The organism is Streptomyces sp. NPDC008313 (assembly GCF_042956125.1).
Lineage (GTDB): Bacteria > Actinomycetota > Actinomycetes > Streptomycetales > Streptomycetaceae > Streptomyces.
Genome location: NZ_JBIBFR010000001.1, coordinates 366,490 through 378,136 on the forward strand (window position 1 = coordinate 366,490; position 11,647 = coordinate 378,136).

Genomic DNA, 11,647 nt, shown 5'->3' on the forward strand with positions numbered 1-11,647 from the left:
GCTCAGTGGAAGAAGTGGCGCGTGCCCGTGAAGTACATGGTCACGCCCGCCTTCTTCGCCGCCTCGACGACCAGCTCGTCACGGACCGAACCGCCGGGCTGGACCACGGCCTTCACACCGGCCGCGGTGAGGATCTCGAGGCCGTCGGGGAACGGGAAGAACGCGTCCGAGGCCGCGTACGAGCCCCGGGCCCGCTCCTCGCCGGCCCGCTCGACGGCGAGCTTCGCGGAGTCGACGCGGTTGACCTGGCCCATGCCGACGCCGACGGAGGCGCCGTCCTTGGCGAGCAGGATCGCGTTGGACTTCACGGCGCGGCACGCCTTCCAGGCGAAGGCCAGCTCGGCGAGCTCCCCGGCGCTCAGCGCCTCGCCGGTCGCCAGGGTCCAGTTGGCCGGGGCGTCGCCGTCCGCCTGGAGCCGGTCGGTGACCTGGAGGAGGGCGCCGCCGTCGATCGGCTTGACCTCCACGGGGTTGGAAGGCGCCTTGTCCGCGCGCAGGACGCGGATGTTCTTCTTCTTGGTGAGGGCCTCCAGCGCGCCGTCCTCGTACCCGGGCGCGACGATGACCTCGGTGAAGATCTCCGCGACCTGCTCCGCCATCTCCTTGGACACCGGCCGGTTGACCGCGATGACCCCGCCGAACGCGGAGAGCGGGTCGCAGGCGTGGGCCTTGCGGTGCGCCTCGGCGACGTCCGCGCCGACCGCGATGCCGCAGGGGTTGGCGTGCTTGATGATCGCGACGCAGGGCTCGTCGTGGTCGTACGCGGCACGGCGCGCGGCGTCCGTGTCCGTGTAGTTGTTGTACGACATCTCCTTGCCGTGCAGCTGCTCGGCCTCGGCGAGGCCGCCGGTGCCGTCGAGGTACAGCGCGGCGCCCTGGTGCGGGTTCTCGCCGTAGCGCAGGGTGCTGCCGCGCTCGTAGGTGTGGCCGAGGAACTGCGGGAAGCCGGTGTCGTCCGCGGCGGCGTAGCCGTCGGCGAACCAGGAGGCGACCGCCACGTCGTACGCGGCCGTGTGCCGGAAGGCCTCGGCGGCGAGCCGCTTGCGGGCGGTCAGGTCGAAGCCGCCGTCCTTCACGGCCGTGAGGACGTCCGCGTACCGCCCGGGGCTGGTGACCACGGCGACCGACGGGTGGTTCTTGGCTGCGGCGCGGACCATCGAGGGGCCGCCGATGTCGATCTGCTCGACGCACTCGTCGTCCGAGGCACCGGAGGCGACGGTCTCCTCGAACGGGTACAGGTTGACGACGACCAGCTGGAACGGCTCGACGCCCAGCTCCTGGAGCTGGCCCCGGTGGTCCTCCAGGCGCAGGTCGGCGAGGATGCCGGCGTGCACCTTCGGGTGCAGGGTCTTGACCCGCCCGTCCAGGCACTCGGGGAAGCCCGTGAGTTCCTCGACCCGGGTGACCGGGACTCCGGCGGCGGCGATCCTCGCGGCGGTGGAACCGGTGGAGACGAGTTCGACGCCCGCCTCGTGCAGGCCGCGGGCGAGCTCCTCGAGCCCTGTCTTGTCGTAGACGCTGACCAGTGCGCGGCGAATGGGCCGCTTCGAGCTCTCGGCGGTCACTGCGGTCACGGGATAACTACCTTTCGTCCCTCAATGCGATAGCCGTGGCGGGCGAGCCGTCCCACGACATCGACGAGCAGGCTTCGCTCGACTTCCTTGATGCGCTCGTGGAGAGCGGCACCTTCGTCCTCGTAGTCCGCCTCCCGGACCTCGACCACGCCCTGGGCGATGATCGGGCCGGTGTCGACGCCGTCGTCGACGAAGTGGACGGTGCATCCGGTCACCTTCGCGCCGTACGCGAGCGCGTCGCGTACGCCGTGGGCTCCCGGGAAACTCGGCAGCAGGGCGGGGTGCGTGTTGACGAACCGGCCGCCGAACCGGGCGAGGAATTCCTTCCCCACGATCTTCATGAACCCGGCGGAGACGACGAGGTCCGGCGCGTGGGCGGCGGTCGCCTCCGTCAGCGCCGCGTCCCATTCCTCACGGGTGGCGTGGTCCTTGACCCGGCACACGAACGTGGGCAGTCCGGCGCGCTCGGCACGTGCGAGGCCCTCGACGCCCTCGCGGTCGGCGCCCACGGCCACGATCTCGGCCCCGTAGGCCTCGCTGCCCTGGGTCGCGACGGCGTCGAGCAGTGCCTGCAGATTCGTGCCTGATCCGGAGACCAGCACGACGAGGCGCTTGGCCTTGGCCACGGCGGGGCCCTTTCTCGGGGAAGCGTTTGTACGGTCATACGAATGCTTCGCGCCCCGGGATACGGGGAAGTCTACGAAGCGGCCGACCGTCGGCAACGATACCGGCACACCGGGCGGCCCCCACGGGACGGGGGCATGGCCGGAAGGTAGCGTCTGGGGAGCATCCGCCCGGGAAGCCCGTCCGGTGCGGCGCCGCCGCGGCGGGGAACGCCCCGCGGGTGCGGGACGTTGACCGGACGAGCCAGTCCACCAGCCAGAATGACCAGTCAGCACGACCAAGGGTCGAATTACCAAGGGGAAGACGCACACCTGATGCCGGACCGCAGTCTCCGACTCCCTTCGCCGCTGCTGCGCGAGCGGCGCCCTTCCCCGACGCCAGGACACGACTCGGCCGACGGGCGGCGCCCGGACGCCGACGCCACCGGCCCTTCCGGCTCCGGCTCCGGCTCCGGCTCCGGCTCCGGCTCCGGCTCCGACGACAATCCGTTCGCTCCGCCGCCCGAGGGGGCGCCCGACCGCCCCTGGCGGCCGAGGCGGCCCGCGGGCGGCGACCACGGGTCGCGCGGGCCGGACGGCCAGGACACCGGCGGGGGCGGCGAGTCCCCGTGGGGCAGCCAGTGGAGCGACCGGCAGCCGGGGCGCGCCACGGACGGCGGTTTCGGCGACCGGCCCGGGCAGGGCGGCCAGCGGGGACAGGGCGACGGCGGTCCGGAGGGTTCGGGCGGCGGGCCCGGCGGCGGGTCCGGAGGCGGGATGCGCTGGGACCCCACGGACCCGGCCCAGCGGCGCGCCCGGTACGCACTGCTGTGCGGCATGTGGGCCTTCTTCTTCGCCCTCTTCAGCTGGCCGTACGTGGCCCTGCTGCTCGGGGCGCTCGCCGTGTACTGGGGCGCGTCCTCGCTGCGGGCCAAGCCCCGCCCGGCGAACCCGGACTCCCCCGCCGCTCCCGATCCGGCGACCCGGCCGCAGACGACCGCCGCGGTGAGCGGCCTGGTCACCGCGTCCCTGGCCATCGCGCTGGTCGCCGCGACGTTCACGGCCCACCTCGTCTACAGCGACTACTACACCTGCGCGGACGACGCCCTCACCCACAAGGCCGAGATGTCCTGCAACGACCTGCTGCCCGAGGAGCTGCGCAGCGTGCTGGGGACGCAGAACTAGGACCCACACCCGGCCTGGCCAAACTCGAAGGCGAGTAGACCAGTGCCCGACACCAGCCCCGTACCGTGGTGTGCCGGGACCCTGCACACCACGCGGGTCCTCCGCAGCCGGCGCCACGGCGTCACGGCCGTCTGCGCCAGACCCACGAGACCCCGTTCGTCCTGGCCGACGCGGACGACCAGGACCGCACCGATCGGCACGACCGACGACGGACGCTTCCGACGGCTCACCGTGCACCTCCCCGGCGGCCGCAACCGCGCCTGTTCCTTTTCGCCCGCGTCGACGGCGGCGACTTCGCATGCCCGCTGTCTCAGGGGAGAGCGATGTCGTCCCGAACCGCTCGGTCGCCGTCGATCAGCAGGACTCGTTGCATGAGAGCCACGGTTGCGGGCGGCAGGCGGGCCGTCCGGTACGCCCCCGCGTCGATCGGGGTCGCCGCGCCCGCCCACCGGATGGTGGGCGGGGCAGGGCCGTCGGGGGGCAGTCTTCACGAGGGGGCTCGCAATGCCTCGACCGGTTCCATCCGGGAAGCCCGCAGAGACGGGTACACACCCGCCAACAGGCCGACCACCGCGCCGACGGCCGGGGCACCGACGGCAAGCCGACCGTCGAGTACGGGAGTCCAGTCCTTGACCGCTGACACGGCCACCACGACGACCACGCCCAGGGCGGCACCGATGACGCCCCCCAGCAGTCCGATCGTCGTCGACTCCAGGAGAAACTGCCCGGCGATCTGCCGGCGCGAGGCGCCCAGGGCACGCCGCAGTCCGATCTCTCCGACCCGTTCCATCACGGTGACCAGCGTGACGTTGGCGATACCGATGGCACCCACGATCAGCGAGACGAGCCCGAGTACCAGGAACAGGCCGTTGACGTCGCCCTGGACACCTTTGCGTGCCTTCGACAGATCGGGCGGGGCGAGGACGGTGAGCGCCTTCGCGCTGTTGGGTGCCAGAGCGACGGGTGACTGCCTGGCGACCTGCTGCGCGGCACCGAGGGAGGTGTTGATCAGGACGCGGTTCACCGTGTCCAGGCCGAGGCGGTCCTTCGCCGTCGTGGGCGGCAGGATCACCGAGGTGGACAGGCGCTGCTCGCGCTCGATTCCGCCGAGGATCCCGATCACGGTGAAGGAATGGCCGTTGAAGAACACCGCGGGCGAGTCCTCCACCCGTGTGATGCCGAGAAGGCGAGCGGCCTGGTCGCCCAGAACCGCCACTCTGGCGCTCCGGGCGATGTCGCCCTCGTCGTAGAACCGGCCGGCCGTGATGTCGCCGCGCACCGCCGCCGGCAGAGCGGACGAGGCCGCGACGACCGCCAGCGTCTGGCCGGACAGGCCGCCAGGGGCGACCACGTCGTTGGCCCGCACCTGCACGGCGGCCAGTTCGTCCGTCTGCGCGAGCGCGGCGGACGACTCCACCCCGGCCAGCCGGTCGACGGCGTCGACGTCTTCCCAGTCCACCAGCGGGACGGTGTCGGACGCCGGGGGTGGAGGCGGGACCACGACGGTGACCGAGGTGGCGGTGAGTGCGTTGAACCGGCCGACGATCTGGTGGGCGGCCGTCGACGCCACCCCGATCGTGATGACCAGCGTGCCGATGCCCAGCACCGTGCCCAAGGTGGTCAGTGCGGAGCGGACGGGGCGGGCCAGTACTCCCGACAGTGCCTCCGTCCACAGGTCTTTCGGATGGATCCGGGGACGGTCCACCCGCTTGCCGGGACCGGCAGCGGTGGCGCGGTGACGGCGTTTCATGCGGGTTCCTCCATGAGCCGTCCGTCGCGGATGCGGACCCGTCGGCCGGCGCGTCGGCTGACGGCATCGTCGTGGGTGATCACGACGAGGGTCATGCCCTGGGCGCCGAGCTGGTCGAAGAGTTCCAGGACCGAGTGCGTGTTCTCGCTGTCGAGGTTGCCGGTGGGTTCGTCGCACAGCAGCAGGGCCGGTTCGCTCATCAGGGCCCGTGCGATGGCGACGCGCTGGCGCTCGCCGCCGGAGAGACGGTCGGGCCGGAAACCGGTGCGGTGGGAGAGGCCCACCCGGTCCAGGGCCGCTCCGGCCCGTGCGGTGCGGCTGCGGCGCCGCTGGCCCGTGCGGGGCCTGCGGTAGATCTCCGCCAGCATGACGTTCTCTTCCACGGTCCGGTAGGGAAGCAGGTGGAAGGACTGGAAGACGAAGCCGATGCTGCTTCCGCGCAGCGAGGTGCGCTGCCGGTCGCTGAGGGCCCCGGTCCTCACACCGTCGAGCCAGTAGTCCCCCGAGGTCGGGGTGTCCAGCAGGCCGAGGGTGTTCAGCAGGGTCGACTTCCCCGATCCGGACGGTCCGACGATCGACAGGTGCTCTCCTCGCCTCACCGTCAGGTGCACGTCGCGCAACGCGTGTACGGGCGGTTGGGAGTCGAAGACGCGGTGGACACCGTCCAGTTTGATGACGTCGTCCCGGTCCGGCGCCTCGGTGGGGGCCGGCTCTCCGGTCACCGGCCGACCACCACGAGGTCGCCCTTCTTGAGCGCGCCGCCGTCCGGCTTCACCTCGACGAGCCCGTCGGCGGAGATTCCGAGGACGACATCGACCCGCCGCACCCGTCCGTCCCGCTCGACCCGCACGCGGGCCTGACCGCCCGCCGATGTCTGCACCGCGGCGACGGGTACGGCCAGAACCTTGCCGTCCGACTCGCCCACCTCGATGGTGACCGTCGCCGCGCCTCCCGTGCTCTCGGCGAGCGGGCCGGGCTTCGCGATGGTCACCTTCAGGGGCACGGGTTCCGATGCGCCGCCGCCGGACGTTCCGGTGCTCTCGGGCTCCCCGCTTCCGGATGTCCCGCCGGGCTCGGCGTCCGGGCCCGTCCCGGCGCCCGAGCCGGCGTCCTCGGATGTCGTGCCCGACCCTCCGATCTCGCTGAGCACACCCTCGGCCTGCTTGCCGTCCGCTGTGGTGATCTGGACGGTCATGCCTTCCCGCAGGGAAGCGGCGTCCGAACCCGGCACGACCGCTTCGACCACGACGTCGGAGCTCGTCACGGTGGCGACCTCTCCGTCCGGGGTGTCACCGGCACGTACCTTGGCCTTGTCGACGCGGACCGGAAGCCGCGGCAGGAAGACGATTTCTCCCGCGGGTACCTTGGTTCCGTAGCCGGCCTTGAAGGCGCTCAGCGCCGCGTTCGCCAGCTGCAGCTGCTTCTCCGCGGACTTGATACGCAGGTTCCGGATCTTCTCCGACTCCTTTCCGGGCGTACCGCCGCCAGGATCCTGCTCGCCGTCGCCACGCGCGGTGAGCAGCGCGACCTGTGCGTCGGACACCGCGGTTTCGAGTTCGCCCAGTTTCTGCCGGTCGGCGCTGGTGGGCTCCTGGGCCGTGTGCCCCTTGCTCCGGTACCACCGGCCGACCGCGGAGGCCGTGCCCTGGCCGTAGGTCCCGGTGACGCCGCCCGTTGAGAAACCGAGCCTGTTCAGGGCCTTCTGCAGTTGTCTGACATCGTCCCCGCGCGAACCGGGGACGATGTTGCGGTACATCGGTATCGACCCGCGCAGCACCAGGACCGGCCTTCCGTTCACCTGCATCAGGACGTCGCCTTCCTTCAGCCGGCTCCCGGAGGAGGGTGCCCTGGTGACCCGTTGTGCCGCATCCCCCTCTTCGTCGCTCTCCTGGGAGGAACCGACGGAACCGGCCAGGGTGAGACTCCGCGGGGATCCGTACTCCAGGCTGCCCTGGGCCACCACGGTGGCGGTCAGTGTGCGCTGCTCCACCGGTACGGTCACCGGACCCGCCTTGGGCGCCCGCTGCGAGGCGGCGGCGTCGGCGGGCGACTGCATACGGGTGCCGGCGAACCAGCCGCCCGCTCCGATCACGGCGACCGCGGCGACCGTCGCACCCAGTCGTCTGGTGCGGCTGCGCTGCTGCCTCTTGCGGCGCTTCACCCGTTGTTCCCCACGTAGGGGTTCTTGTCGTACTTGGGCCAGTACGCGGCCCTGAACTGTTTGCCGCACTCGAGGTCCTTGAGCGCGAGGTCGATCTCACCGGGGAGCTTGGCCAGTGCTTCTTCCTTTCCCGGCATCCCGTCCGGCGGAATCTTGCCGCTCACCTGGAATTTCACCATGTCGGCGATGCTGGTGGGCTGAGTGGTGGTGACGGTGATGCCCTCCTTGCGCAGGCAGTTGGCGTACGTCTGGGCGAGGGACACAAGTTGGGGGTCTCCGTTGAGTGCCTGCCCGGCTTGTTTGTCGCGTTCCTGCTGTTCCGCGTTCTCCCGGTCCTGCTCGGCTTTCGACTTGGGCGGCCCGAGCACCTTCCGTTCCGCCTGCGCGAGGCATCCGTCCTTGGGGGGACGCTGGATCACGCCGTTGGTCTTGCGGATGAAGCGCAACCGTCCCAACGCCTTGTCGTACTTCTTCTGCTGCGCGGCGGGAAGGGAACTGCGGTAGGGCTCGTTGGGGTCGCTCTCCTCTTCCGGCAGGGCCACGGCCGGGTCGTTGGGATACACGATGCGCGAGTAGGTACCGAAGCCGTACTTCTCCCGGTACTTCTTCGCCAGGCCGTAGTCCCTTCCCTCGCCCGCGTTCATGTCCTCGTTCGGTGTGATGCCGGGAACCGGTGTGTAGCTGAACCCGCGCTTCTTCATACAGGCCGCTATCGCGTTCTCGGTCAGGTAGTAGTTCTTCGTATCCGGGTCGGCGTCCTCCGGGACGGTCAACTCGCCGCCCGGCGCGGCCGACGCACTGTCTCCGCCCCGGGCGGCGCCGCCCTGGGTCTCTCCGGGGGAGGACGCGCCGGAGTCGCTTTGCCCGCAGGCCGACAGGGCGACCAGGCCCATGGCCGCGAGCGCCGTCAATGTACTGCGTAGTCGCAAGGGGATCACTTGTCCGTTCGATGGGGGACGTCGTGCGGCGGTCCGGCCCCTGTGACATCGCCGCACAGGGGAAAGGCGCTGGCCCAGCCGCTTTCCTGCACGACCGGCTTGTGACGTCCACCACATTTCACGGAGTCAGGGCCGCCGCACCCCGGCCTCCACCCGGTTACAGGGGCGGAGGCAGGCGGCGAGGACCGCCCGCCCGGCCCGGAGAACATGACAGACGAGGAGCACAGCGCATGCGGATCAGTAGCGCGGCGGAACGTGAGTTCGGTGAGTTCGTGACGACCCGCCGGCCGGCTCTCCTGGGCTACGCCCGCACCCTGGCGGGCGGGGACCGTCACACGGCCGAGGACCTGGTGCAGGAGGCACTCGTCAGGCTGTGGCTGGTCTGGCCCCGGATCGCGCACGGCGCACCGGAGGCCTACACCCGGCGGATACTGGTGCATGCGGCCGCACGCGCGGCCGGACGGTGCTGGCGGGGCGAGCAGCCCACGGAGAGAGTGCCGGAGCCTGCCTGCGCAGCCGACTCGGCAGACCTGGTGGAGGCCCGCCTCGGGCTGACGGCCGCCCTGACCCGTCTGCCGCGACGGCAGCGGACGGCCGTGGTGCTGCGCCACTACTGTGACCTCTCGGAGAGGCAGGTTGCCGACGACTTGAACTGCGCCCCGGGGACGGTCTCTTCGCTCGCCTCACGGGGCGTGGCGACGCTGCGGTCACTGATCGGCGGCGCCGAAGCGGACTTGGCGGCGTGAGCGGTGAGCCGGGCGCTCACCTCCGTCGCCGACAGCGCGGAGACACTCGGGGCAGGGGGCGGGTCGGGGCCCGTCATGACGCGGTCGCCGGGCACCCGGAGCATGCCGGGCGCCCGGAGCGCCTGGGACGTCTGCCCCGGGCTCGGTAGCGAGGGTGAAGGGACACCGGTGAAAGGCTCGTCGTCGGACTTCGAGGCCTTCGTCGCGGCACGCGGTCCACGGCTGCTGCGCGCGGCCTGGCTGCTGACGGGCGACGCCCACCTGGCCGAGGACCTGCTGCAGACGGTACTGGCCAAGCTGTGGCCCAAATGGCACCGGATCGCCGACGGCAATCCCGAGGCCTACGCCCGCAAGGCCCTGGTCAACACCTTCTCGTCATGGTGGCAGCGACGGTGGAGAGCGGAGGTTCCGCACCACGAAGTGCCCGCGTCTGCCGCGGCGGACACGTACGCGGGGGTCGACCTGCACCACTCGCTCGCCGCCGCGGTGCGTACCCTGCCGCCCCGGCAGCGGGCGGTGATCGTGCTGCGCTACTTCGAGGACCTGAGCGTCGAGGAGACCGCCGGGATACTCGGCTGCCGACCGAGCACGGTCAAGAGCCAGGCCGCCAAGGCACTGCGCACGCTGCGCGGCCTGCCGGCCCTGCACACGCACGCGCAGGAAGGAGAGCACGGTGTACGACACTGACGAACAGGAACTGCACGAACGGCAGTTGCGAGAGCTGCTGGAGCGAGCGGTGCCGAGCCTGCCGGCTCCCGCGGACCGTATGCGCCGGGTTCACCGGCGGGTGAGGGCCCGCAGACGACGGCGCGCGGCCTGGGCGGCGGGCGTGGCGTGCGGGACGGCAATCGCCCTGCTCTACGGCTCTCTCGTCGTCCAGCCGTTGCGACGTCAGGTCGCCGCGCAGTCCCCGCACAGTCATCGGACCAACCTCGCGGACGGAGCGCTCAGGTTCGATCTGCCCAACGGCTGGTACGCGCGTGACTCTGCGGACCGGTCAGCCACCGTCGACGTCTATGTCGCCAACAGAACCTTGCCTGCGACATCGTGTCGCATCATCGACAATGGCGACTACCACTGCCCGCCCTTGACCGGACTTGCCGAGGGAGAGGCTCTGATCTTCTTCCGTCGCGCAGAAGACATGGGGGCTTTCGACTCGGACACGGTCCCCGGGTTCAGTCCGTACCCACGGCCGGGCAAGGGCTGCCGTACGCTCGGAGGGGACCAGGAGTGGGGCCGCCCGGCGGGTGCGTCGCGACTGGGCTCCAACCCGATAGAGGAATTCCCCTTCGTGCGTGTCTGCCTCAGGGGCGCGTCGGACACGACGCTCGCCGAGGTCAGGGCCATCGTCAACAGTGCGGCCTACGACCACACCACGCCGACACGAGAACCGCAGGGCGCGGCCGACGGCCGTGATGTGAGGCAGTCGATCGACACTCGGGCGGGATCGTGACACGAAGGGTGGCGTCGGGCATTCCGGCGCTGCCGCTGGTGCGGGCTTCACCGAAAGCCGCTGGGCCGGCGTACGGATCGCACCAAGGTCTCCGGTGTGCGGTGAACCCGGACAGGAGCCCCAAGGCCCCGTGTGATCTGCGGTGGAGCGGGTCACGCGTGGTCTGCCCCCGCCGACGGCGGCCAAGGGCCTGAACGCCTCGGACGTGAACGTCGACTCCACCGTCTGCCGGGCCCACCAGCATGCCGCCGGGGCGGCGAAAAGGGGGACCTGCAAAAGGAACCGCCCGGCGGCATCGCTGTCGAGCCGGCCGACCACGGTCTCGGACGCTCCCGGGGCGGGCTGACCACCAAGATCCACCTTGCCGTCGAGCAGGGACAGAAGCCACTGTCCGTCGTGATCACAGCCGGTCAGCGGGGTGACTCACCACAGTTCGAACCGGTCCTGGAAGCGATCCGGGTGCCCCGGCTCGGGCGGGGCCGGCCCCGCAGGCGCCCGGACCGGGTACGGGCCGACAAGGCGTACGACTCCCGCAATAACCGGGCTCACCTGCGGAAGCGCGGACTCAAGGCGACCGTCCCAGTCCCGGCGGACCGCGTCCGGAACCGTCAGAAGCTGGGCTCCCGAGGCGGTCGGCCGCCGAAGTTCGACAAGACGACTACCGCGAGCGGCATGCCGTCGAGTGCGGGATCGATCGCCTCAAGCGCCATCGGGCCGTGGCCACGAGATACGACAAGCTCGCCGTCCGCTACGAAGCGGCCGTGCTGGTCGCCGTCCTCAACGAGTGGCTGTGACCAGCAGTTTCCCATCAGATGCTAGGAGCCGATGAGTGTGCGGGCTTGGTCGATCCACCCCAACACGGCCTTGGCACCACAGCTCTCAGCGACCGAGTGGGCCTCGTCGAGGTGGTGGAACGCCGCCGACGGGTCGCCGGTTTCGGCCGCGAGGTAGGCCAGCGCCACCAGGCCAGCCGCTTCCCCTGGCCTGAAACCGATCTCCCGGCGCAGTGTCACCGATTCGGTCAGCCGCTCGCGGGCCTGATCGAAATGACCTGCGTCCTTGTCGGCGAAGCCCAGGTGGCGAATCGCATACGACATCGTCATCCGGTCGTCGACGGATCTCGCCAGCGCATACAACCGCTCGAAGCACGGCCTGCCGGTGACGCCGTCGCCCTTCACCATCTGATGCCAGCAGCCAACCCAGAACAACGCGTCCGCCTCACCCGACGCCCGTACAAC

The 11,647-nt window shown here is 71.0% G+C and carries 12 protein-coding genes; 5 read left to right on the plus strand and 7 right to left on the minus strand.

Annotated elements, in window-relative coordinates:
* Positions 1–2 precede the first annotated feature (2 nt).
* Both purH and purN read right to left on the minus strand, forming a co-directional pair.
* A complete protein-coding gene (gene purH / locus ACFY93_RS01695; protein WP_391352960.1) occupies positions 3–1,565 on the minus strand; it encodes a bifunctional phosphoribosylaminoimidazolecarboxamide formyltransferase/IMP cyclohydrolase in 1,563 nt (520 codons plus the stop codon).
* 5 nt (positions 1,566–1,570) lie between these two features.
* A complete protein-coding gene (gene purN, locus ACFY93_RS01700) occupies positions 1,571–2,200 on the minus strand; it encodes a phosphoribosylglycinamide formyltransferase (protein WP_391352636.1) in 630 nt (209 codons plus the stop codon).
* Positions 2,201–2,512: 312 nt separating this feature from the next.
* Between purN and ACFY93_RS01705 the strand changes: the two genes are divergently transcribed.
* On the plus strand, positions 2,513–3,361 hold the full coding sequence (locus tag ACFY93_RS01705; RefSeq protein WP_391352638.1) for a hypothetical protein: 849 nt from the start codon (positions 2,513–2,515) through the stop codon (positions 3,359–3,361).
* Positions 3,362–3,848: 487 nt separating this feature from the next.
* Here the strand turns inward: ACFY93_RS01705 and ACFY93_RS01710 are convergent, their stop codons facing one another.
* From ACFY93_RS01710 to ACFY93_RS01725, 4 genes are read right to left on the minus strand one after another with little or no spacing between them, the layout of a single operon-like run.
* Entirely contained in the window at positions 3,849–5,111 is a 1,263-nt protein-coding gene (locus tag ACFY93_RS01710; protein WP_391352640.1) for an FtsX-like permease family protein, read from the minus strand.
* Positions 5,108–5,833: an ATP-binding cassette domain-containing protein gene (locus tag ACFY93_RS01715; protein ID WP_391352642.1), complete on the minus strand. Its 726-nt coding sequence runs from the start codon at positions 5,831–5,833 to the stop codon at positions 5,108–5,110. The genes ACFY93_RS01710 and ACFY93_RS01715 overlap by 4 nt, the downstream gene beginning before the upstream one ends.
* Positions 5,830–7,272, minus strand: coding sequence for a peptidoglycan-binding protein (locus ACFY93_RS01720; RefSeq protein ID WP_391352644.1), 1,443 nt, complete (start codon positions 7,270–7,272; stop codon positions 5,830–5,832). Before ACFY93_RS01720 ends, ACFY93_RS01715 begins: the two co-directional genes overlap by 4 nt.
* Positions 7,269–8,183, minus strand: coding sequence for a hypothetical protein (locus ACFY93_RS01725; protein WP_391352646.1), 915 nt, complete (start codon positions 8,181–8,183; stop codon positions 7,269–7,271). The genes ACFY93_RS01720 and ACFY93_RS01725 overlap by 4 nt, the downstream gene beginning before the upstream one ends.
* A gap of 257 nt (positions 8,184–8,440) precedes the next feature.
* Between ACFY93_RS01725 and ACFY93_RS01730 the strand changes: the two genes are divergently transcribed.
* The 4 genes from ACFY93_RS01730 to ACFY93_RS01745 all read left to right on the plus strand — a co-directional run bounded on the left by ACFY93_RS01730 (position 8,441) and on the right by ACFY93_RS01745 (position 11,228).
* Positions 8,441–8,956 carry a SigE family RNA polymerase sigma factor gene (locus tag ACFY93_RS01730; RefSeq protein WP_391352648.1) on the plus strand — a complete coding sequence of 172 codons (516 nt, stop codon included), beginning with the start codon at positions 8,441–8,443 and terminating at the stop codon, positions 8,954–8,956.
* Between the two features lie 168 nt (positions 8,957–9,124).
* On the plus strand, positions 9,125–9,643 hold the full coding sequence (locus ACFY93_RS01735) for a SigE family RNA polymerase sigma factor (RefSeq protein ID WP_391352650.1): 519 nt from the start codon (positions 9,125–9,127) through the stop codon (positions 9,641–9,643).
* Complete coding sequence (locus ACFY93_RS01740; protein WP_391352652.1) at positions 9,630–10,409, plus strand: hypothetical protein; 780 nt, start codon at positions 9,630–9,632, stop codon at positions 10,407–10,409. The genes ACFY93_RS01735 and ACFY93_RS01740 overlap by 14 nt, the downstream gene beginning before the upstream one ends.
* A gap of 132 nt (positions 10,410–10,541) precedes the next feature.
* Positions 10,542–11,228 (plus strand): transposase, encoded by a 687-nt coding sequence (locus ACFY93_RS01745; protein WP_391352654.1) that lies wholly within the window; start codon positions 10,542–10,544, stop codon positions 11,226–11,228.
* On the opposite strand, the gene ACFY93_RS01750 is transcribed toward ACFY93_RS01745, so the two are convergent.
* Complete coding sequence (locus ACFY93_RS01750) at positions 11,225–11,590, minus strand: tetratricopeptide repeat protein (RefSeq protein WP_391352656.1); 366 nt, start codon at positions 11,588–11,590, stop codon at positions 11,225–11,227. The two genes, ACFY93_RS01745 and ACFY93_RS01750, sit on opposite strands and share 4 nt — an antisense overlap.
* Positions 11,591–11,647 lie beyond the last annotated feature (57 nt).

Excerpts from the sequence above, each read along its gene's own strand:
- ACFY93_RS01705 (WP_391352638.1), top strand. The coding sequence starts at position 2,513 with ATGCCGGACCGCAGTCTCCGACTCCCTTCGCCGCTGCTGCGCGAGCGG.
- ACFY93_RS01710 (WP_391352640.1), bottom strand. The coding sequence starts at position 5,111 with ATGAAACGCCGTCACCGCGCCACCGCTGCCGGTCCCGGCAAGCGGGTG.
- ACFY93_RS01730 (WP_391352648.1), top strand. The coding sequence starts at position 8,441 with ATGCGGATCAGTAGCGCGGCGGAACGTGAGTTCGGTGAGTTCGTGACG.
- ACFY93_RS01750 (WP_391352656.1), bottom strand. The coding sequence starts at position 11,590 with ATGGTGAAGGGCGACGGCGTCACCGGCAGGCCGTGCTTCGAGCGGTTG.